Annotated in this window: 26 protein-coding genes and 1 tRNA gene; 21 read left to right on the forward strand and 6 right to left on the reverse strand. The window is 65.2% G+C overall.

What is annotated here, in order from left to right; translation table 11 throughout:
- Positions 1 to 28: 28 nt before the first annotated feature.
- Positions 29 to 105, forward strand: a tRNA-Arg gene (locus SMN802W_RS0111850).
- Between the two features lie 63 nt (positions 106 to 168).
- Here the strand turns inward: SMN802W_RS0111850 and SMN802W_RS16970 are convergent.
- Both SMN802W_RS16970 and SMN802W_RS18335 read right to left on the reverse strand, forming a co-directional pair.
- Positions 169 to 1014, reverse strand: a complete 846-nt coding sequence (locus tag SMN802W_RS16970) for a hypothetical protein (RefSeq protein WP_019517128.1) — start codon at positions 1012 to 1014, stop codon at positions 169 to 171.
- A 409-nt stretch (positions 1015 to 1423) separates the two neighbouring features.
- Positions 1424 to 1702 carry a hypothetical protein gene (locus SMN802W_RS18335; protein ID WP_156818856.1) on the reverse strand — a complete coding sequence of 93 codons (279 nt, stop codon included), beginning with the start codon at positions 1700 to 1702 and terminating at the stop codon, positions 1424 to 1426.
- 173 nt (positions 1703 to 1875) lie between these two features.
- On the opposite strand from SMN802W_RS18335, the gene SMN802W_RS16975 reads away from it, so the two are divergent.
- The 3 genes from SMN802W_RS16975 to SMN802W_RS17625 all read left to right on the forward strand — a co-directional run bounded on the left by SMN802W_RS16975 (position 1876) and on the right by SMN802W_RS17625 (position 3671).
- The gene (locus SMN802W_RS16975; protein WP_238560194.1) at positions 1876 to 2211 is read left to right on the forward strand and encodes a hypothetical protein; all 336 of its coding nucleotides are present in this window, start codon (positions 1876 to 1878) and stop codon (positions 2209 to 2211) included.
- A gap of 244 nt (positions 2212 to 2455) precedes the next feature.
- The gene (locus SMN802W_RS18985; RefSeq protein ID WP_443208877.1) at positions 2456 to 2836 is read left to right on the forward strand and encodes a toprim domain-containing protein; all 381 of its coding nucleotides are present in this window, start codon (positions 2456 to 2458) and stop codon (positions 2834 to 2836) included.
- Complete coding sequence (locus SMN802W_RS17625) at positions 2793 to 3671, forward strand: hypothetical protein (RefSeq protein WP_019517130.1); 879 nt, start codon at positions 2793 to 2795, stop codon at positions 3669 to 3671. Before SMN802W_RS18985 ends, SMN802W_RS17625 begins: the two co-directional genes overlap by 44 nt.
- Before the next feature lie 2 nt (positions 3672 to 3673).
- On the opposite strand, the gene SMN802W_RS0111870 is transcribed toward SMN802W_RS17625, so the two are convergent.
- Both SMN802W_RS0111870 and SMN802W_RS18340 read right to left on the reverse strand, forming a co-directional pair.
- Positions 3674 to 3901, reverse strand: a complete 228-nt coding sequence (locus SMN802W_RS0111870; protein ID WP_019517131.1) for a hypothetical protein — start codon at positions 3899 to 3901, stop codon at positions 3674 to 3676.
- A gap of 126 nt (positions 3902 to 4027) precedes the next feature.
- Positions 4028 to 4402 carry a hypothetical protein gene (locus tag SMN802W_RS18340; protein ID WP_156818857.1) on the reverse strand — a complete coding sequence of 125 codons (375 nt, stop codon included), beginning with the start codon at positions 4400 to 4402 and terminating at the stop codon, positions 4028 to 4030.
- 208 nt (positions 4403 to 4610) lie between these two features.
- Here SMN802W_RS18340 and SMN802W_RS0111880 point away from each other — a divergent pair, with 208 nt between their 5' ends.
- Both SMN802W_RS0111880 and SMN802W_RS0111885 read left to right on the forward strand, forming a co-directional pair.
- Positions 4611 to 5102: a hypothetical protein gene (locus SMN802W_RS0111880; RefSeq protein ID WP_019517133.1), complete on the forward strand. Its 492-nt coding sequence runs from the start codon at positions 4611 to 4613 to the stop codon at positions 5100 to 5102.
- A gap of 183 nt (positions 5103 to 5285) precedes the next feature.
- Positions 5286 to 5456: a hypothetical protein gene (locus tag SMN802W_RS0111885; RefSeq protein WP_019517134.1), complete on the forward strand. Its 171-nt coding sequence runs from the start codon at positions 5286 to 5288 to the stop codon at positions 5454 to 5456.
- Between the two features lie 238 nt (positions 5457 to 5694).
- Here the strand turns inward: SMN802W_RS0111885 and SMN802W_RS18345 are convergent, their stop codons facing one another.
- Both SMN802W_RS18345 and SMN802W_RS0111895 read right to left on the reverse strand, forming a co-directional pair.
- Positions 5695 to 5967, reverse strand: coding sequence for a hypothetical protein (locus SMN802W_RS18345; protein WP_156818858.1), 273 nt, complete (start codon positions 5965 to 5967; stop codon positions 5695 to 5697).
- Between the two features lie 129 nt (positions 5968 to 6096).
- Positions 6097 to 6303, reverse strand: coding sequence for a hypothetical protein (locus tag SMN802W_RS0111895; RefSeq protein WP_019517136.1), 207 nt, complete (start codon positions 6301 to 6303; stop codon positions 6097 to 6099).
- A gap of 91 nt (positions 6304 to 6394) precedes the next feature.
- Between SMN802W_RS0111895 and SMN802W_RS17630 the strand changes: the two genes are divergently transcribed.
- The 15 genes from SMN802W_RS17630 to SMN802W_RS17010 all read left to right on the forward strand — a co-directional run bounded on the left by SMN802W_RS17630 (position 6395) and on the right by SMN802W_RS17010 (position 20032).
- Complete coding sequence (locus SMN802W_RS17630) at positions 6395 to 6712, forward strand: HNH endonuclease (protein ID WP_019517137.1); 318 nt, start codon at positions 6395 to 6397, stop codon at positions 6710 to 6712.
- Positions 6713 to 6802: 90 nt separating this feature from the next.
- Positions 6803 to 7228, forward strand: coding sequence for a hypothetical protein (locus SMN802W_RS16990; protein ID WP_019517138.1), 426 nt, complete (start codon positions 6803 to 6805; stop codon positions 7226 to 7228).
- Positions 7225 to 8745: a terminase large subunit gene (locus SMN802W_RS0111910; protein WP_019517139.1), complete on the forward strand. Its 1521-nt coding sequence runs from the start codon at positions 7225 to 7227 to the stop codon at positions 8743 to 8745. The genes SMN802W_RS16990 and SMN802W_RS0111910 overlap by 4 nt, the downstream gene beginning before the upstream one ends.
- Positions 8742 to 8993 carry a phage major capsid protein gene (locus SMN802W_RS0111915; protein WP_019517140.1) on the forward strand — a complete coding sequence of 84 codons (252 nt, stop codon included), beginning with the start codon at positions 8742 to 8744 and terminating at the stop codon, positions 8991 to 8993. The genes SMN802W_RS0111910 and SMN802W_RS0111915 overlap by 4 nt, the downstream gene beginning before the upstream one ends.
- A gap of 114 nt (positions 8994 to 9107) precedes the next feature.
- Positions 9108 to 9965, forward strand: a complete 858-nt coding sequence (locus tag SMN802W_RS17635; protein WP_019517141.1) for a hypothetical protein — start codon at positions 9108 to 9110, stop codon at positions 9963 to 9965.
- Positions 9962 to 10555: a hypothetical protein gene (locus tag SMN802W_RS0111925; protein WP_019517142.1), complete on the forward strand. Its 594-nt coding sequence runs from the start codon at positions 9962 to 9964 to the stop codon at positions 10553 to 10555. Before SMN802W_RS17635 ends, SMN802W_RS0111925 begins: the two co-directional genes overlap by 4 nt.
- Positions 10552 to 11166, forward strand: coding sequence for a hypothetical protein (locus SMN802W_RS0111930; protein ID WP_019517143.1), 615 nt, complete (start codon positions 10552 to 10554; stop codon positions 11164 to 11166). The genes SMN802W_RS0111925 and SMN802W_RS0111930 overlap by 4 nt, the downstream gene beginning before the upstream one ends.
- Positions 11156 to 11581 carry a DUF6950 family protein gene (locus SMN802W_RS0111935; protein WP_019517144.1) on the forward strand — a complete coding sequence of 142 codons (426 nt, stop codon included), beginning with the start codon at positions 11156 to 11158 and terminating at the stop codon, positions 11579 to 11581. The genes SMN802W_RS0111930 and SMN802W_RS0111935 overlap by 11 nt, the downstream gene beginning before the upstream one ends.
- Positions 11578 to 13611 carry a phage tail protein gene (locus tag SMN802W_RS0111940; protein ID WP_156818859.1) on the forward strand — a complete coding sequence of 678 codons (2034 nt, stop codon included), beginning with the start codon at positions 11578 to 11580 and terminating at the stop codon, positions 13609 to 13611. Before SMN802W_RS0111935 ends, SMN802W_RS0111940 begins: the two co-directional genes overlap by 4 nt.
- Positions 13608 to 14072 (forward strand): hypothetical protein, encoded by a 465-nt coding sequence (locus SMN802W_RS0111945; protein WP_156818860.1) that lies wholly within the window; start codon positions 13608 to 13610, stop codon positions 14070 to 14072. Before SMN802W_RS0111940 ends, SMN802W_RS0111945 begins: the two co-directional genes overlap by 4 nt.
- A 25-nt stretch (positions 14073 to 14097) precedes the next feature.
- Positions 14098 to 14892 carry a hypothetical protein gene (locus SMN802W_RS17000; protein WP_019517147.1) on the forward strand — a complete coding sequence of 265 codons (795 nt, stop codon included), beginning with the start codon at positions 14098 to 14100 and terminating at the stop codon, positions 14890 to 14892.
- Positions 14893 to 14917: 25 nt separating this feature from the next.
- Positions 14918 to 17089, forward strand: a complete 2172-nt coding sequence (locus SMN802W_RS17005) for a hypothetical protein (RefSeq protein ID WP_019517148.1) — start codon at positions 14918 to 14920, stop codon at positions 17087 to 17089.
- A 77-nt stretch (positions 17090 to 17166) separates the two neighbouring features.
- Complete coding sequence (locus SMN802W_RS0111960) at positions 17167 to 18621, forward strand: hypothetical protein (protein ID WP_019517149.1); 1455 nt, start codon at positions 17167 to 17169, stop codon at positions 18619 to 18621.
- 476 nt (positions 18622 to 19097) lie between these two features.
- The gene (locus SMN802W_RS0111965) at positions 19098 to 19634 is read left to right on the forward strand and encodes a hypothetical protein (RefSeq protein WP_156818861.1); all 537 of its coding nucleotides are present in this window, start codon (positions 19098 to 19100) and stop codon (positions 19632 to 19634) included.
- Positions 19631 to 20032: a hypothetical protein gene (locus SMN802W_RS17010; RefSeq protein WP_051083594.1), complete on the forward strand. Its 402-nt coding sequence runs from the start codon at positions 19631 to 19633 to the stop codon at positions 20030 to 20032. The genes SMN802W_RS0111965 and SMN802W_RS17010 overlap by 4 nt, the downstream gene beginning before the upstream one ends.
- Positions 20033 to 20067: the final 35 nt, after the last annotated feature.

Raw genomic sequence — 20067 nt, forward strand, 5'->3', positions numbered from 1 at the left:
CGCATCACTGCGCTAACCGCATGGCCAGGCACCCGTAGCTCAGCTGGATAGAGCGCTGCCCTCCGAAGGCAGAGGCCACAGGTTCGAATCCTGTCGGGTGCGCCAGCAGAAATCCTCACCTTTTGCCTCCGGGCGCGAATCCTTGCTCCGGTGACACTCCGGTGCAAATCAGGAGCGTTCCTCCTTCGTTTCCGTTTTGTCCTCGTCTCGGCTCCATGCAGGCTCGAACGCGCCGGGGCACAGAGCCTCGATGTCGGCGATGATCCCGTCGGTCACTGCGAGTGCCCGAGCGAGGTAGCCGGGCGTAAATGGCGCGTAGATATCCGACGTGCTGGTCTTGCGGTGACCGAGCATGATCTGCCCCTCGATCCAGTCCCGCTCACCCAGCCGTTCGCGTGCGAGATGCGCCATTGATCGGCGGATCAGCTTGAGCCCGCCCTCACCCTCACCTGGCAGCTTCAGCACCTCGGCCATCCGTTCGAAGGCACGGTCAACCGAAACGACGGTCACGTAGAACCCTGTCGTTCCATCCAGCAGCCGCGCGACGCGGTCGCTGATCGGAACGATGGGACGATACTTCTTCGTCTGAGCCCGTCCGCGCTGGTTGAGGTTGAGCGCGCGAGCATTGGAGTGCCACTGATCGCGCTCCCTCGCAGTCGACACCTCGTGCGCCGCATCGGGCCTCGCCCACGTCGCAACGCTGATTTGCAGGAAGCGGTGCAGCTGCGCGCGCCACAGCCGCTTCCGTGCGTAGAACTTGTCGCTGTCGTCAGGTCCGCGCTCGGGCTCAACGCAGTAGCGGAACATCGCTGCCAGCATCTTCACGTCAGCGCGGTAGCTTGGCGTGCGGCTGACCTGCTCGGGCGAGCGTGGTGCAAAGCCGGCAGGGAACAGCGTGTCCTTGCGCCCGTAGGCATAGTTCACCGCGGCGGCGAGCTGCCGCACACTGGCCTCGACAGTGCCCGGCGCACGCTCCCGTACCTTGCCGGTCGGCGACACGATCGGCACCTCCATCGCCCATTCGCGGAAGCTGTCGATCCAGTCCTCGTCGACGTCCTCGCACGCCGTCGCCAGCCGGTCGGTTTCGTCGAGGAAGGCGGTGACGTGCGCGAGCCGCGGGCGGATCGAGCCGATCGACGAGCGCCCTTCCCGTGCGACAAGGTAGTCGGCGATCGCATCGGTGAGCAGGTGGCGGGCACCGGAGCGTAACGGCTGTGGAGCGTGAGCCGCTGAGCGACCCGCTGGCTGGCGGCGGCGGCGCGATCGTCACAGACGTAGTTCGCGCGTCCTGTGCGGCACGGCTGCGCGCTCTCATAGTCGGGCGCCTGGATGCCGGCGATGCGCACCTTCGTGCCGTTGCGACACCAGAGCGGCCCGTCACCATCGTGCACCTTCACGACCTCGCAGGTGAACGGCGGCATCATCATGCCTGCTGCTCTTTGAGGATGAGCTCACGCACCACGACGCCTACAGGGGTCAGTTCGTAACCCTCGCCCGGCGATTTGCCGATCGGCCGCAGCAGACCCGCTGCGATTAGGGCACGCCGTACAACTCCGTTGATCGTGGTAGGGCTTGCACTGTCTGGCCAGCCCAAATTCATCACGGTGTTGCGCTGTGGCAAGGTCAGCTCCGCAGCTAGCTTTGTTACGTCGCAAGTGCTCGGATCGTCGGCTCGCTGCCGGGCTGGTGGAAGGTCGGTCATGCGTGGCACCTTGCGTGCAGCGACTCGGATTGTCGCTGTATGATGGAGAGAGACATGAAGCTTCTGCTTGCCGCGCTCACCGCATCCGCGCGCCGCAGGAACGATGGAGTGCGGCTGGCTGTTCTCGACGACGAGCGCGCGAGGCGCCGGGAGATATGTGTATGCGTAACAGAATGATGGGCATCTTCGCTGCCCTAGCGATGGTGCTGACAGGCTTCGGCGCCAGCGTCGCGCCGACTGAGGCTTCGGCCCAGTCCTACCGCTATGATCAGGGCTACTCCCGCAATCGTGGCTTCAACCGCGGGCGATACTACGCGCCGCGTCGTGGTTTCCGCGGCTATCGCGGGTACAGAGGCTATCGTGGGTACCGGGGCGGTTATCGAAACCGCGGGTATCGTGGCTATCGCGGGTACCGCAACTACCGTGGCTATCGCGGTTACCGTGGGTACCGGAACTATCGCGGCTACCGCGGGCCGCGCGGCTACTACGGCCGGCGCTACCGCTACTGACCGCTCACGGGCGACCGGCTTCCTATCGAAGCGGTCGCCCTCTTCGTGCTTACAGGTATAATTGCGAGAGTGGGCAGACAACGTCGTCACGCCGTTACGCCGCTTTTCGAGCGGTAAAGGGCAGAACGCGTTCTCCATCATCTCCACCGCCTTCCTTGCCCTTCCAATCGCCACAAAAGCGGCTCTCGTGAGTCTGAGGGAATTCGGACGTGGTCAGACCCGCAGTAATCACGACCGTAGGGCCGTGAACCTGGCAGGTGCCGACATCGTAGCTCGCGCGAGGATCGCGCGTGGCGTTCGCCAGCCGGGGATCGTAACCGAGGGGCCAGAAGACGCGCTGTCGCTGGCACAGGAACTGCCCGGCCGCGAGGTCTGGGCGTGTCTCGGAACTGCCTTCATGATCGAGGCGCAGTACCCGTCCCGCATCCGGTCGATCGTCATTGCAGGACAGAACGACAAGCCGGGGCGTGAGGCAAGCGCCGCAGCGGTCCGACCGGCAAGGGTGTCGGCTTCTTTTTCGGCGCCAACGCGGCCGTGCGCGGCAGCGAGTTCTATCGTCAATCTCAACCGGAGGTCCGCTGATGGCCCGCATTCGTTCCGTGCACCCTGGCCTTTGGACCGATGAGCGGTTCGTGGGCCTGTCCGCCTTTGCCCGCCTGTTCTTCATGGGTTTGTGGGGCGAATGCGACGATTTCGGCTCGTTCGAGTGGTCGCCGCTCAAGCTCAAGATGCGGCTGCTACCAGCCGACAACGTCGATCCCGCGACGCTGCTCGCCGAGCTGTTCACCGCCGGTGCCATCACCAGCTACGAGGTCGACGACCGCACGTACGGTGCCGTCCGCAACTTCTGCCAGTACCAGCGACCGAAGAAGCCGACAGCGACCTACCCGCAGTCGGAAGCGGTTCGCCAATGGGTCGGAACCGAGGCACGTGCAAAGCGCGATGGTGGGGAACAGGTGACCCCTGCCTCACCCAGCGCTTCCGAACCGGCTCCACCTTCAACGCCGCCAAGTTCGGAACCAGTGGGGAACCAGTTACCCACCAGTGGGGCAAAAGCTCGCCAGATGGAGGATGGAGGAGGGAGAAGTAGTTCCGTAGCTGACGCTACGGCTGCTGATCCGCCGAATTTAAGCAAGCTCGTGTTCGACGAGGGGGTGAAGCTGCTCACCGCTGCGGGCAAGTCGACCGCCTCGGCCCGGTCCATGATCGCCAGATGGGCGAAGAACCACGGCGACGGCCCGGTGCGGGAAGCACTGATCTCGGCTGTCGGTAGGGCTGAGCCGATCTCGTGGATCGAGAAACGGCTGCGTGGCCGAGCCGCGGTCGAGGACGAGGCGCGGGAGCTGAGCCGTGCCCGAGCCGAGCGCTACCGCCAGCTAGACGGACCGCCGCCCGAGGTGGTGGCTCGCATGCAGAACGGCGCTTTCTGCCTGCCGGAACCGGAGGTCGCGTCAGCGTGAGCTCACAAGCCCAAAGGCTGATCCAGCAGCTCCGGCTGTCGGGTGCCGAGCTCGTACTTGCACCGATTGCCCAGCCCCGGGCTGGTGGTCATCCTGAGCAGCCCTTCGATCGGCTCGATCGAGCAAGGCAGCGCAGGCTGGTAGATCGTTCGCAGGCACCAGGTGCACTCGTTCTCGCCTTGCCCGCTTGGCGGCGTCGACCAAGGCGTCGCCTGTTCTCTCCTGACCATATTCTCGCTCCCTGCCCGTCTACCGCGGGATCGCCCGCATACGAGCAAGCATGCGCTAACGATATGGCTTCGACGAGAAACGGCTTAGCGGCCGGCACACCGTCGCGGCCAAACCGATGGACAACGTCAGCTGTCTTCCAGCAACCAGCGCTCGGCGGCATCGATGTTTTCATCGAAGTACCCCGCGCTGCGGTCAGCCACGGCCCGCTTGAGCTGCATGCGAGCAAGAGAGCGGGTCACGACAAAGGCGATCTTGCGAGACCTGCTAGCTGGATCGCCGAGCAGCCTCTGAAAGGCTGTAACACTGTCCTGAGACTGGATTTGCATTTCGCGAATATCGACCAGCGTCACGTGCTGGTTGGGCCGAGATCGCAGCGAGCGGTGAGCCTCGTCACGTGCATTAGCGAAGCGATGGATATGAGCTGGGTCGAAGAACCCAGACATTGTGATGCGCACCAAACTTTTCTCCGCATCAACACTGAAGGAAAAAGAAGGCGTCATCACACTTTTCTCATGCGCGACCAAGCTAGGTCGTGAGGGATCTCCACGGCTAAGCGGGTTTAGAACAATGACCTTAAAAAACCGTGCAAATACAGCGGCTGGACGCGCCAACTGGGCTGGTCATGCAATCAGCGCAGGTCTCCGCGGAGAGAAGCACGTGGCGCCAACTCCTCGGCGCTCGCCGAAGCCAAAGCCAGCTAGGCAAGTCGTGCAGGAGCATGTCGATGCCACGCCCGAGCGGATCGCCCAAGCTGACGGCAACCACGAGATCGTGGACGCCATTATCGACAAGGCCGGCGAGAGAGCCAAGCTGACCCGTCGCTTCGCTGACAGCGCGATCGACCGGATGCATAAGCGAGGGCAGCTCACCTACGCTCAGTGGTATGCATGCGACTGGTACATGCGGCTGCATGCCGAGGCGATGAGCGCGCCCCGCGTGGTGGCGGCATACGGCGACGGCGTGGGGGAATGCGGGAGAGAAAGCTACGGGCAGCCTCGCAGCCGGCACCAGTGGGATGCACGCCGAAAGCTGCGTGAGGCTCGTGCGGCAATCCCAGCGCAAATGCTTGGGCTGTTCGACCGAATTATAGTCAGCGACGATATGCCTACTTTCCACGATAGTCGTCAGCGCGCCCGGTTCGCGCAGCGAATCGCGGCCATTGCAGACACGCTGGCGACCTGGCTAAAGCTCCCAGCCTAGCGTGATATATGCGCAACGATATCTTACATTCCATCAGGCCGATCCGGATCTACGGAACGTTTACATGAGTGTCGCATTGCGCTAGTCGATCCAGACAGTTCAAAGGGAAGTACTATGATTTCTAAGATCCTGACGGCTGCGGCCGCTAGCGCCCTGGTTGCAGCTCCTGTTGCTGCTGCCCCGATGACCTCGTCGGCGACGACCGCTTCGGTGTCGCGCGCCTCGTCGACCTCGGCTAAGTCGAGCGACCTGGCCGGCGGCGGCTTCATCATCGCAATCATCGCGGCTGCTGCCGTGATCGCGGGCATCGTGGTTGTCGCGACCGACGGCGACGACCGGCCCGACAGCAACTAATCCTCATGTCTGCCGCGTAACTTCCTTTGCTTCGGACGCCGCGGCAGACAGATGGTCGCAAGGGGGACTTCGGTCCCCTTTGTTGTTTGTGGCTTGAAGCTTTCGCTGGCTATTGACCGCACGCCCCGTTTCAGGCATCCACATAGATAGATCGAAGAGCCGCGCCCAGCAGGGTTGCGGCTCTTCTTCGTTTCGGTGCGAGCCACAACACTGGTCCGTGGCTCGCCGGATTAGATGATCAGTAAGGCTGCAGCTCGCCGTTCACGCAGTATGCGATCGGGTTGGATTGAACGTAGGGCCCATATCGACCCTCGGTCCGGCCGCCACCGACTCCGTACCGCGTGCAGGTGTCTTGCTCATAGCCGACCTGAATCGTCATTTCGGGGTCATCGTAATAGTAGCGCTCGTACATGACGCCACTGCCGCCCCATTGGGCTTGAGCTGGCATCACCGGCATGAGGGCACCAACCACTGCGGCGGACATCGTTGCGAGCTTGAATGCGACTTTCATCGTTCGTCTCCCGTAGCCGGGCTACCCGGCTGAGGAGATGCTTTCACGTCAGGAACGCTGACACAAGCCGCATACCGGTCTGATAACGTTGGCATGTAAGCCTGCGTATCAGAGGCGCGGGGATGGCGATCAGGCCCGCCCCTCACCCTCTTTCACCAGGCCCTCAAGCGCCAGATACACCGCTGCACGGTGCGGCAAATTTTGATCGGTCATGCTGTTGCACATCATGTGGGCGACAACGCCGGCTTCGGTCCCGAAGCGCTCGACCCATCCGCCCTTCAACCCGCGCGCTTCACGCATGGCGTCGCTCTCGCCTGTGGCGCTCGTCTTGCTCATCTCGATCGCCCGGCTGTCGTTGGTGGTGCGTCGTAATGGATGACGGGCAACATAGGTCCGAGGTGAGAATATATTCTGAACGGGGTGCGTGATGGCTTGGTCGAAGACGAGCCGGCACGATCGAGGCTACGGCAAGGCGCACGAGGCGATGCGCGCTCACCTGATCGCCACCGTCATCCTGTGCGAGGAATGCACGCGCAACGGGCGGGTGACGCCGGGCACAATTGCCGACCACATCAAGCCGCTTGCTGATGGCGGCGACAACAGCCGCGACAACTACCAGCTGCTGTGCGCCCCCTGCCACGACGCAAAGACGATCGTCGACAAGGGGCAGACGAAGCGGGTACGAGGCGGGTGCACGGCGAGCGGCATGCCGACCGACCCGCGTCACCCCTGGAACCAGGGCTGACGCCACCCCGGGGGGAGGGTCAAAAGTCTGGAGCTTCTCGCCTCCGGACCGACGCCCCTCCGAATTAAATCGGTAAGTGGAGATTTTTGCATGGCCCGTCGTCAGCGCATCGACAGCGCGGCCGGTGCGGTCTCCGTCCTCGCAGGTGCGGCGCGGGAGATAACGCTGCCGGCCGGTGTGAAGCTCACCGCGGCACAGAAGCCGTTCTGGCAGGTCATCGTTGCGGCGCGGCCTCGGTCCGACTGGAACGACGCCGACCTGGTCACCGCTGCGCAGCTCGCCCGCACGCTGGCACTGATTGAGCGCTGCGACATCGACGACGTGAAGACGATGGACAAGCTCACCCGACTGTCGCTCGCCATGCGCCGCAGCCTCGGGCTCGACGTCCGCGGAAAGGACGGTCGCGCGAGCAACATCGCCACACGTCGCGAACACGCGGCGGAGATCGAAGGCGGTCGCAACCCGATGACGGATGATGGGGACGGGCTGCTCGCGAGGCCCGCCGGCAGCGCATGACCCGCGGCGAACGCGTTATCGCGTTCATTCACCGCTACTGCGTCGTGCCCGAGGGCAAGCTCGTCGGCAAGCCGTTGCGGCTGGAGGCGTTCCAGCAGCGTTTCATCATGGAGGTCTACGACAACCCGGTCGGCACGACCGAGGGCATTCTGTCGATCGCGCGCAAGAACGGGAAGTCGGGGCTCATTGCCGCGATCCTGCTAGCCCACATCGCGGGGCCGGAAGCGCGGCTGAACAGCCAGATCGTGAGCGGCGCGCGGTCGCGCGAGCAGGCGGCGCTGGTGTTCAATCTCGCCGCGAAGATGGTGGCGCTGTCGCCTGACCTGTCGAAGCTGGTGCGGATCGTGCCGTCGGGGAAGCGGCTGATCGGGCTGGCGCTCAATGTCGAATATCGTGCGCTGGCAGCGGAGGGTTCCACCGCGCACGGTCTCTCGCCGGTGCTCGCCATTCTCGACGAACTCGGCCAGGTGAAGGGTGACCACGACGACTTTGTCGAGGCGATCGAGACGGCGAGCGGCGCGTACGACGACGCGCTTCGGCTGATCATCTCGACCCAGGCACCGACAGATGCCGACATGCTGTCGGTCAAAATTGACGACGCGCGGCGGTCGGGCGACCCGAAGATTGTCTGTCACGTGTACGAAGCTGAGCCGGGCGCCGACGTGCTGGATCCTGTGGCGCATCGTGCCGCGAACCCGGCGCTGGGCACGTTCCGCTCGGAAGCCGAGCTGCTGGCCGCTGCCGAGAAGGCGTCGCGCATGCCGTCGGCGGAGAACGGCTTTCGCAATCTGTACCTCAACCAGCGGGTTAATCGCTTTTCGCCCTTCATCTCCCCGGGTGTTTGGCTGGCCTGCAACGGCGAGACCAGCGACGAGGCGTTCGCGAAGGGGCTGGTGTTTGGCGGGCTCGATCTCGCCGAGACGACCGACCTCTGCGCCTTCGTTCTGATCGCGTTTTGGCAGGGCAAGTGGCATGTCCGCGCGTGGTTTTGGAAACCGGCCGCGACCGTCGCCGACCACGCCAAGCGCGATCGCCAGCCGTACCAGCGTTGGGTCGACGACGGCTACATCGAGACCACCCCGGGCGTCGCGGTCGATTACGAGTTCGTCGCTGCCCGCATCGGGCAGATCACTGACGGCATGAACATCGGAGTGATCGGCTTCGATCGATATCGGTTCAAGACGCTGGAAGCGCAGATGGGGAAGCTCGGCATTGCCCTGCCCTTTGAGCCATTCGGCCAGGGTCATGTCAGCATGGCGCCGGCAATGGACACGACCGAGATCGCGTTCCTCAACGAGCAGGTGCTGCACGGCGGCAACCCGGTGATGACAATTTGCGCGGCGAACGCCGTTGTCGAGAAGAACGCCGCGGGGGCCCGCAAGCTGAACAAGGCGAAGAGCACCGGCCGGATCGACGGCATGGTCGCGCTCGTGATGGCGATGGGGGTGGCGAGCATGGCAGATGAAGCTGCTCCCGACCTTGACGGTTTTCTCAACTCCGGCGCGATGTTCGCATGAGCATCTATCAGGTCATCACCGGGTGGATGCAGTCGGTTACCGGCGGTGGCGGACAGGGCACCTTCCTCGTCGGCGCGTTCAAGGTCGCAGCCACGCTGTACGACCGCCTCAAGCCCGAGGTGCTGATCTCGTCCGAGAACGCGGACGATTTCGAAAAGAACCTGCTGACCATGCGCTGCGAGGAGCGGCTCGGTCTCGCGGTGAAGCGGCCTGCCGCGCTCATCAAGGGGCCGTTCGCCAACGCGTGAACCCTCCGCCGGGCCGGCCGCGCGCCGGCCCGGTTCAGCGACAAGGCCAAGGCGGTCGGAGACGCCTTCTTCACGCTGTATGATCGCGTCGTCGGACACTCGTACGTTCCCGACATGGTCGACGAGATCGGGCAGCACATGGCTCGGCTCCAGACCAACATGGTCGCGCCTGCTACCAAGGCGACGCAGACGGCAGCCGAGGCGTTCCGCGCTCTCGAACAGCAGGTGTCGCCGATTCTCGAACGACTGTTCCCGCGGCAAGCGGCGGTAAATCGGTTCGAGGCGGAGATGGCAGCGCTCGACGCCTATGCGAAGAAGGCGGGCTGGACGGCTGATCAGATCGAGGAAGCGCATCGGCGCATGCGCCTTGTAGGCGGTGGCCTCGATCCCGACGCGGTGCCGACCGGCGGGGTCACCGAGCCGACCGACACGAACGCGACTACGATCTCGGTCGAGAACACCGTCAAGACGGTTGAGGACGCCTGGGCGCGCGTGCAGGCGGCGAACGACAATACCGTGACAAGCTTCGCCGACATGGCGCGCGACGTGGTCGGCTCGCTCGGCAACTTCGCGAAAAGCATCAAGTCGGGCGATTGGGTCGGCGCGTTGCAGGGCGCGCTCGACGCGATCAGCCAGATTGCGGGCATGGTTAACGGCACCGGCACGCCGGCGCAGCGCACCTACTCGACGAACAGCTTTGGCGGTGCACGCGCAATGGGCGGTCCGGTTCTGCCGCGGCGCGACTATCTCGTCGGCGAGCGCGGTCCCGAGATCCTGCGCATGGGCGGTAGCGGTGGAAGCATCGTGCCGAATCACGAGATTGGAGGAGCCGCCACGGTGCAGATCGCGATCGAGGAAGGCGCATTGTTCCGACCGGTCGTGCGCTCCGAGGCTGGCAGTGTCAGCGTACAGACCGTCGCCAACAATAACCGCATGGGCGCGCTGCGCGGTCGCCAGGCGCTCGGCTCGTGATTGAGCTTCCTGCCGGCGTGGTGCCGGTCGCTGCCTCGGCTGCGCTGGTCGACGCGGGCGGCGTGATGCGTTCGCCGCTGAATACCGCGGCGCTCCGGGTCAACCGGCTCGGCTCGCATTATCGGGTCGCTCTCACGTTCCCGCGCGTTGCCGATCCGGCACTCGCGCGCGTCGTGGTGTCTCGCCTGATCCGTGCGCAGCAGGAAGGTCTGCGCACCTGGTTCCCGACGCATGACGACCAGCCGGTGTCCGGTACTGTCGTGGTGGATGGCGCGGGGCAGTCGGGCAAGGCGCTGGCGATCCGAGGATTGCAGCGGCAGACGACGATTAGGGAGGGTTGGTGGCTGTCGGCGGTCGACGCGCGTGGTCGCGCCTACCTGCACAATGTTGCGGCCGGCGTGATGGCTGGGAGCGACGGGCGGGTAATCCTGCCCCTATCGGAAGGTTTGCGCGCGCCGTTCGCTGATGGCGCGGCGGTGCGCTTGGTCAGCCCGCCGATCGAAGGTATCGTCGACGGTGACGCGCGCGAGTGGTCGATCGACGTGGAGCGCGGGCTCGACTTCACCGTGACAATCGAGGAAGCCCGATGATCGACCGGGTTCTGCTCGTCGGTTTGATGAAGATCGAGCTGCCGATCCGAGACGTGCTGCTGTGCGACGGCGGGTTCGTTCGCTGGGGTGGCGACGTGTTCGAGGTCGAGGATGCAGACTTCGGCGTGCTCGTCGGCTTCGAGGCGTTGACCGAAGGCGTTGGCGATGAGGCGCCTGCGGGCATGCTGTCGATGGCGACGCCGAGCACGGCAGCGGCTGCCATATTGTCGACGCCCGGTTATCAGGGCTCACGCGTTCGGTTGTGGGTCGGCGAGGTGGATGAGGTGACCGGCGCGATCGTCGGCGAGCCCGATCTCATGATCGACTGGCAGATCGACAGCACGCGGTTGCGCGTCGCACGCGGTACGCGGACGCTGGAGATCGCCTGCGTCACGCGCGGGCAGCGGCTGATGCTGGTGAACGACGGCAACACGCTCAGTCCGGCTTTTCACCGTTCGATTCATCCCGGCGAGGCTGGGCTGGACAATGCGACCGGGCTGACCGTCGACGTGGCGTGGGGCGCTGCCAGCGCGCCGCGCGGCGTCGCTGCGGTCGGAGGCGGGGGTGTGGGTGGTGGCGGCTTCGGTGGGAGCAGCGTCAATGCGCTTTGACCTCGAACAGCGCCGCGCAGCGACCGAGAAGGTCGTCGCCCGCTTCCGCGCGCGGCCGTTCTCGTGGAGCGATCGGCGCACCTGCATCCATCTCGCGCGGGCGCAGATGGTCGCGCTCGGGCACAGACCGCCCAGGCTGCCGGACATGCGCTCCGGTGTGACCGCCACGCGCGCGCTGAAGGCGACCGGGTACGAGACCCTTGAGGCGCTGCTCGACAGCCTGCTGCCGCGCGTGGCGCCCGCCGCGATGTGGCTGGGCGATCTCGCGCTGATGGCAGGCGGCGCCGGCTTCGACGCGATCGTGATCAACGCGGGCGGCAAGGTGCTCGGCTACCATGACGACCGGCTCGGTGACGGGCTGGTCAACATCGTGCCGGTCGGGCCTGCGCACTTCATCGCGGCGTGGCGCCTGTGAGCGGCGTCCTGTCGACGGTCGGCAAGATCGCCGGCGTCGTGTCCACCGTGGCCATGTTCATCCCCGGCGGTCAGCCGATCGCGCTGGCGGCAGCGGCGGTGGCGACTGTCGCCAACGTCGGCGCGCAGCTGACCGCAAAGGCACCGCCCCGACAAGGCTCGGTGACGCAGACGACGATCGGCACCGATCAGCCGTCGTGCGAGATGCTGGGCCGTACCTACTCGCCGGGCGCGCGTGTGCACCTGACCGGCTACGGGGCGACCCGGAAGAAGGTGAAGAACCCCTACCTGCTCGCGGTCGACGTAGTGTCGGTCGGCGGGCCGCTCGACGCCTGCGAAAGCTTCCTCGCCGACCTTGCGCCGATCGGCTTCGCGGGCGACGCGGCAACGGGCTATTTTACCGGGTTCCTGTGGAACGCGGTGCAGCTGGGCCAGCAGCGCGAGGCGAGCGCGCTAGCGCTACACTTCGCGAACGCGCCCGGCTGGTCGGCCGCGTCGCGCCTGTCGGGTAAGGCCGCGATCGCGTGGAACGCGTTGTTCGACAAGGACGGCGAGGTGTTCGCGTCCGGGTTCAGTCAGATGGGTTCGGTCTGGCGCGGCGTGAAGGCGTACGACCCGCGTAAAGACTCGACCTATCCGGGGGGCAGCGGTCCGCACCGCTGGGCCGATCCGCGCGACACCGCTGCGTTCGACGCGGCGCGGCTGACGTGGGAATACACGACCTCGCCCGGACTGCTGGCGCTGCGCAACGTGCTCGGCACGTGGGAGCGCGACGAGCCGACCGCCGGCTCGACCTATCGCAAGGTGTTCGGTATCGGGATGGCGATCGATGCGGTGATCGTCGCCGACTTCGTCCACCTCGCCAACATCTGCGATGCAAACGGCTGGCGCGTCGGCGGACGCATCTTCGAGCCGGCCGACCGCTGGGACAACCTCAAGAGGATCCTTGCCGCGGGCGGTGCCGAGCCGGCGTGGCGCGGCGGGCTGCTTGGGCTGAAGGTGCAAGCGCCGCGCATCGCGCTCGACACGATCACTGAAGACGATCTCGCGGACGGTAAGGTGGTCGTCGGCGCAATGCAGGGCTGGGAGCAGCGGCTGAACACGCTGACGCCGAAGTACCGGTCAGAGCAGCATAAGTGGGAATACGTCGCGACCGACAATCGCGTGCAGATCGCCGCGCAGTTGGCCGAGGACGGCGAGGAAAAGGTCGAGGAACGGCAGATCGATCTGGTGCAGGACGCCACTCAGGCGTCGCAGCTGTGCGCGTACGAACTGCTTGATCGTCGAGAGCTCGGCGAAATTGAGTTGCCGTGTCAGCCGCGCCTGCGACGGTACGGTCCCGGCGACCTGCTGATCGTCGACCTGCCCGAGGCTGGTCTGCTGATGCAGCCTGCTGTCGTGCTCAAGCGCTCGCTCGACCCAGTGACGATGGGCGTCAACCTGGTGCTCCGCGGTGAGACGCTGACGAAGCATGCGTTCGCACTCGGGCAGGTCGGCATAGCGCCGCCCACGCCTGCGCTGCTCAGCACGGCTGAATACGATGCGGCGGCAGCGGCGGCGACTGCGATCGACCGCGCCGCGCATCAGATCGTCGCGCAAACGGTCGCCTACCCGGTCACCACGACCGCCACGTCGATCAGCATCGCGCCTTTCAGCGCAACGCTTGACGACGGTCGGATGATCGACTTGCCGGCCGGGCAGATCGACGGCCTCAACGACGCGGCGAGCTACCGTCTGTTCTACGCGTTGGAGGATGCGACGCCCGCGTTCACGGGGGCGAGCGGCGAGGCGTTCACCGGCGCCGATGGTCAGTCGTTCGCGGGCATCATCCCGGCCGGGAGCTACTACGCCGCCCCCGCCGATTCGCTGCTCGACCCAGCCAACCCGGCGTTCGTCGTCATACGCCTCACCACCACCGCCAACGCGGACGGCACGACCTATCCGCCAGCCGAGACACCGCCATCGGGCGACAGTGGCAGCGGATACGGTGGCGGCGGCCGGTACCAGCAACAGCAGGTGGCGCAGCAATGACGCGAGGTGTTCCCGAGGTTCGCCCAATCTGGGCACTCATCTGCACAGACGGCGCGGGCGTGGCGCAGCTGCACCTTTCGGCCGCTGAGCCGTCGCGCGAGCAGGTCGAGGCAGCCGAAGGCGTGCTGCTACTCACCGGCATGCTGAAAGACGATGCCGCGCACCTCGTGCTGCCGATCGTGGGCGCGTTGCCGGTGATCCCGCGGGTTGACATGTTCACGGGCGTGTCGGGCGCGGATGGCGTCGCGAAGATCACGTTCGATCCGCCTTTCGCCGCGCCACCAAAGGCGCTCGCCTCGGCGGTGCCGAGCGTGCTCGCAGGACCGCTAAAGGCGGAGATCATCGCGGGCACGCTGACCGCCAAAGGATGCCGCGTGCAGGTGACGACATCGGCGCTGGTGACCGGCGATATTACTGCACTCGCGGGCGCGACCGTGACTGTCGACACCATCGGCATCTGACCTTTCACTTCGGAGACCACCGACCATGCTGAACCGTATCGCTGCCGCGCTCGCCGCGGTGCTGCTGACGTGCGCGCCTGCAACGGCGCAGCTCGACACACGCACCATTCCGCAGGCACAGCCGCTCACCGGCAGCGAGCGCATGCCGGCGGTTCAGGGCAGCGGGTGCACCGCCAAGACGACGCCGTGCGCGAGCGTGGCGGTGACGCCGTCGCTCATCTTGGCGTTCCTCGCGCCCACGTTCCAGCCGCTCGACAGCGACCTGACCGCGATCGCGTCGCTCAGCACCGCCGACTTCGGTCGTCAGCTGCTGACCAAGGCGGATGCGCCGAGCACGCGGACGGCACTTGGTCTCGGTTCGCTCTCGACGCAGCCGGCGAGCGGTGTTGCGATCACCGGCGGAGCGATCAACGGCACGCCGATCGGCGCGGCCACCCCGACGACCGGCGCATTTACCACCGCCACGACGACCGGCAACGCCGCGGTCGGCAGCGCGATCGTGTCGACCGTCCGCCTGCGCGCCGATCAGTCGACCACCGGCAGCTATTCCGCTTGGCTGCACAACTCGTCGAACGCCTCCGGTTCGATGGGCGCTGTGGTCTCGACCGCAGATGCGACCTACGCGTCAGTGCCGCTCGAGGTCCGCTCCAACACAACCTCGGCGACCGGTGGCACGCGCCAGTTCAGCGTGCGCGGCAATGGCGTGGTCACCATGCCGTCGCTGCCGACCTATGCGACGGACAGCGCGGCCGGCACCGGCGGGCTGGTGGCTGGTGACGTCTACAAGACGTCGACCGGCGAGCTGCGCATCAAGCTCTAACCCCCACAATCGAGAGGATGCGCGCATGACGAGCACAGCCCGCCGCGACCTGTCCGCCTGGCGCAATGACGATGTGTACGAGCACCAGGTGAGTGTGCGTGGTCTCGACCTGCGCCCGCTCGCGCTCGTGATGCAGCTGCGCAACGAGCCCGACACGTCGGGTCCGCCGCTGATCGATCTCGTTAAAGTGACGAACGGCAATGCGGAGGGATTGCGCGTCGCGGGCGTGACCACGGTCGACGGCGTCATCGTCTCCGATCTGCGCATCCGCATCAACAAGTCGAGCTTGCAAGGCGCGGGATACGCGGGCGAGGTCGGCGACGCGCGCGTGCTCGCCTATGCCTTGCTGATCGCCGGCCACACGCGGCTGGTCGGCAACTTCTCGATCCTCGCCCACGCTTACGGGTCCGACGCCGCGCCGCTTTCGCGCCCGCAAAGCTGGGGTGGGCGGTCTGTGCTCGGTGCGGCACCATCAGGCGGCACCATCCTGACGATCGCCGGTGACGACGTGACATTGCTCGCGGTCGAGGGCCTCGACCTCGTCGCGCCGCAGGTCGCCCGCGCGGAGAGTGCCGCCAGCGACGCCGAGGCGGCCGAAGGTCAGGCCGGCGCATCCGCCACGCAGGCGGCAGCCGCGCGGGACGCGGCGCTTGCTGCGGGACGCACCTTCGCCACGGTCGCGGCTGGTCTGGCTGCGTCGACCAACGGGCAGTACTTCGTCGTGCCCGGCACCGGCAGCACCGCGCTGACGCTCTACCTGCGCCAGAACGGCGCGGCCGTGCAGCAGGCGGCGTTCCCGAGCCTCCAGGCTCTCGCCGCCCACGGCACGGTCGCCCAGGTCGCGGCCGGGGTCCAGCAGGACCAATCGGCCGCACTGAATGCGCTGTTCCAGCAGGCGGATGTCTCGACCGTGATCCTGCCGCCCGGCGTCGTATGGACCGGCCGCTGCGTGCAGGTGCCGAAGGGCAAGAAGCTCAAGCTTCTCTCCACCACCAAGCTGCGCGCGCTCCCGACCTTCAGCTTCGCCGGCGATGCGCTCAATCACGTCGTCCTGCTTGCGGGCGATGGTGCGTCGATCGAAGGCGAGCCCGGGGCTGAGGTCGACGCGAACAAGGTCGGCCTGGGCGCCGGCACCACCGCCCGCGTCAACGGCGTCACGGTCCTGAATGGCGCTCGCGACTGCCAGCGGACCGACATCATCGTGCGTAACTGCACCGGCTACGCCGTATACGATAGCGGCACCAACGATCGCACGACGCCGCCCAGCAGTTCCAACTACCGCGTCACGGTCTACAACAGTCAAATCCACTTCGAGCAGCAGGGCGCAGACGGCAGCGTCTACGACGAGTGTAAGAGCGGGGATGGCGACGGCGATATCGACTGCCTCAGCTGGATACACCCGCTCGTCGGGTCGGTGAACATCCGCTTCACCGGCTTTCGCGGCGAGGGCGAGACGCCGGCCGCGCTCGATCTCACCGCGAATATCGCCGACCTGCAAGACATCTCGATCGACGACAGTTTCTTCCGCCTGACCAACGATGGCGGCGTGGCGCTGTCCGTGCCTGCGGGATGGCTCAACGTGTTGCGGCTGAGCGTGTCACGCTCGAGCTTCATCGCACCGGGCGGGATCGGTGCCTCGCTCCAGAGCACCACCGGCGTCTTCACCGCCTGCCGCTTCGAGGGTGGCAACGGAGTAGAGACGACCGGCAGCGTCGTGGAGTTTGTGGGCTGCACCTCCGTTGCACGCCGCGCCGCTGGCGCAACGCAGGCGAGCTTCGGCCTCATCGCCTATGGTGGCGAGGCACGCTGGAACGCCGGTGAGCTCAACGTGCAGAACCCGGCCGGTGCTGTGCCGGCACAAGGCCCGGTCGCGGTGTCCGCCGACACCAAACTGACGCCGGCACCACCAGCCGACAGCGCGCCGACGATCGTGCAGCAGATCCACGCTCAGGTCGAGCCCGTCGCCGATGGCAGCAGCACCTCCGTGAACGTCTACCCGCCTCAGAACGTGGCTGACGTTGCAAAGGTGCAGATGACGATCAGCGTGCGTCGGCTCACGGACACCTATGCCGACACGGTCATCCCGGTGCCGACCTGGGCGATGGTAGAGCCGAACTTCTTCAGAATCCGGTTCGCGGGCGTGGTGCTTGCTCCGGCCGATTACCGCGTCTGCTACCACTTCGTCGAATATGACTAATTCCTTACAAGTAAGGAACCGCTGTTGTCCCATTCGGCGTGAGCGCCTCCAGTCCTTCCTCAACAAAGGACGTCGAAATGAGTCAGCTTAACAACGGTAACCCGCAAGATGGCTCAGACCAGCCAGTCACCGAACCGCCGGTCACCGAACCGCCTGTGACGGAGCCGCCGGTCACAGAGCCCCCTACGATCGATCCCAACGTCGAAGAAGATCAGTCGCCAGCGATCAATGCGCTGCTTGCAGATGCTGAGACGCTGACCCTCGATCTCCCGTCCGGCATCATCTGGATTTCGCATACTGTCCGAGTGCCTGCCGGCAAAACGCTCAACCTGCAGACAGATACGATTCTCCGCGCCCTGCCGGACTTCGAGATCGTAGATGGCCTTAACCACCTCGTTTTGCTCGAGGGTAGTCGAGCCGCGATCCTGGGCGGCGAGGTCGACGCTAATAAGGTCGGCTTGGGTGCTGGTGGAGGTGCGCGCATCAACGGCGTCACTGTCTTCAACGGCGCCCGGAACTGCCGGCGCGAGCGGGTCATCGTGCGCAACTGCACCGGCTATGCGGTTTACGACAGCGGGACCAACGATCTGACAACGCCGCCCAGCAGCTTCAACGTCGATCTTCGCACCTACAACAGCCAAGTGCACTACGAGCAGCAGGGTGCTGACGGGACGACGTACCTCAACTGCGAAGCGGGAGATGGTGACGGTGATGTGCCATGCCTAAGCTGGATCCACCCGCTGGTAGGGTCAAAGCGCATCTCCTTTATCGGCTTCAAGGGCTACGGCGTCACGCCAGTAGGCGCTGATCTCGCCGCGAACGTTGCAAATCTCGAAGACATTTACCTCGACAACGTGCGTATCGAGCTTGTCAACCCTGCCGGCGTGGGCATCAACGTCAATCCAGGAAATCTCGATACGATCGGCCTCAAGGTCATCGCATCAACGTTTATCGCTCGTGGAGGCATCGCCGCCACGCTCACCCAAGCCTATGGCTCTTTCTCTCAGTGCGACTTCATTGGCCAGACGGGCGTCGAGCACAACAACAGCGCGGTTCAGTTTATCGGCTGCAACGCCAATGTCGCTTCTGAGACGACCGCGACACCGACAGGCATCATCGCCACCGGCACTGGTCAGGCCCAATGGCAGGGCGGATCAATCGTCGGAGCAGGCGCGCCGCTCATCTTTCGTGGACCGGTCTATTTTGGTGGTGGCACCCGAACCTCTCCGCTTGCGCCCGCCGTGCCGATTGTGCGGCAGGAAGCTTACGGCGTCGTCAACATCGTCTCGGTCGACTCTACGCACTCCATCGCTAACATCTACCTGCCCTTCGCTCAGCAGGATCTGTCGAAGTGCTTTGTGACGTTTTCAATTCGTAAGACGGACGCGTCCTCAGTCCCGAACTTAGGTCCAAGCACAATCACTTGGACCTCTATCGGCGTGGGACAGCTACGCGCCTTCATTGACGGCATTAACCTAAGCCAGCCTAACGGCACTTACCAACTCAGCTATCACATCGTCGAACGTGCCTAGCCTTTGATCATGCGCTGAGGCTCGAAAACCTCAGCGCATCATAATCAAGCAAATATGAAAAGGCCAATCACAACATAGAGCGCAGCCATCAGCACAAGCGCGAGTGGGAACCCGGCAGCGGGCGGCATAGCAGAAGCGCGTGACGGCGAGGTGCGGAAAAGCTTGGCGGGAGGCGGAGTCTCTACGTCCATCGTGCGGCACCCTCACTGTTCGAGGATAATACGTCCGACAAACGGCTTAGCCGCACAATGGTAAATATTACGCTGCGGGGGGCCTTACCAGCTACGGCGCCGCTTATTGCGTCGCCAGCGCCTCCAAACGAACACTGCGACGCCTGCCATCAAAACGATGAGCACGTACGCGACCAAAACACGGATCTGCACAGGCGGCGCCTCCAGAGAGAAGCTGCGTCAGGTAGTGTGCCCTTTGCGATGTGACCGCAACGTTTCCTTACAATCGGCTCGGGGGTCCCGATGATGAACAACGCGTCTCTTGCGACAAAAGCGGTCGCGGGTAGCCCGAGCACGTCTGCACCAGCCGCGTTCAACGGGGTCGAGTGGCTGGTCGTGCTCAATCTATGGGCGATGACGGCGGCATGTCTGCTCGCCTGCATGGCGGTCTACACGCTCGTGACGGACGGCCGAAAGCACCGCCACCTCGATGTACCAGGCGTTTCGCCTGCGCGGCTGTGGCGGTGGATCGGCATTCTGTTTGCGACCGGCATTGCGATCCGTAGCGGGGCCGAGGCGCTGACGCTTTGGGGCTGGGATACGACGCAGCCTGCGAAAACCGGCACCTTTCTGTTCATTAAACGGCTCGTTGATCCGGTCGCGATCGCGTGCGGGGTCACCGGCATGATCCTGTTCATCATGTCGCTGCCCGGCATGCTGTCGCAGCTACGCCGCGAGCCGATTCCAATCGACATTTGGCAGTCGTGGCCGATCGTCCGCCGCATGCTCTGCGTCTCGGGCGTCTTCTTCGTCGCAGCCGTCGGCGTGACGGTGACGCGATGAGCCTGCGAGTGGGGGCACTCGCCGGCATCACCGCACCGGTCGCAGCTGCGGCCGCTACCATCACCAAGGGGGCAGCTGTGAATGGTCCTGTCGTTTGGCACCTGCTCGGCTATCCATTCGAGGCCGGCAGCATGATCGCGGCGCTGTGCGCCTGCATCGCGGTGCGCTTCTATGTTGTGCAGCACGGTGCAGGCGCGAACCGCTGGCTGCTCGACGTGCCGGTTTCCGCTCTGGCGCTGATGTTCACTGCGGGCATCATCGTGACCGCGCGCCCCGCCCCGCTGACCGCGCTGCTGTTCGGGACCGGCGTGGGCGCGCTCGGCGCGGGCATCATCAAAATCGCAAAGGGCTACGTTGACCGCTGGTTCGGCGAGACGACGGGTCAGCCGCGCACCTAACAGTAGAGCGTCTCACTCCTGCTGAAGAGAGTGAG

Origin of the sequence: Sphingomonas sp. Mn802worker (assembly GCF_000382485.1) — a bacterium.
GTDB lineage: Bacteria > Pseudomonadota > Alphaproteobacteria > Sphingomonadales > Sphingomonadaceae > Sphingomonas.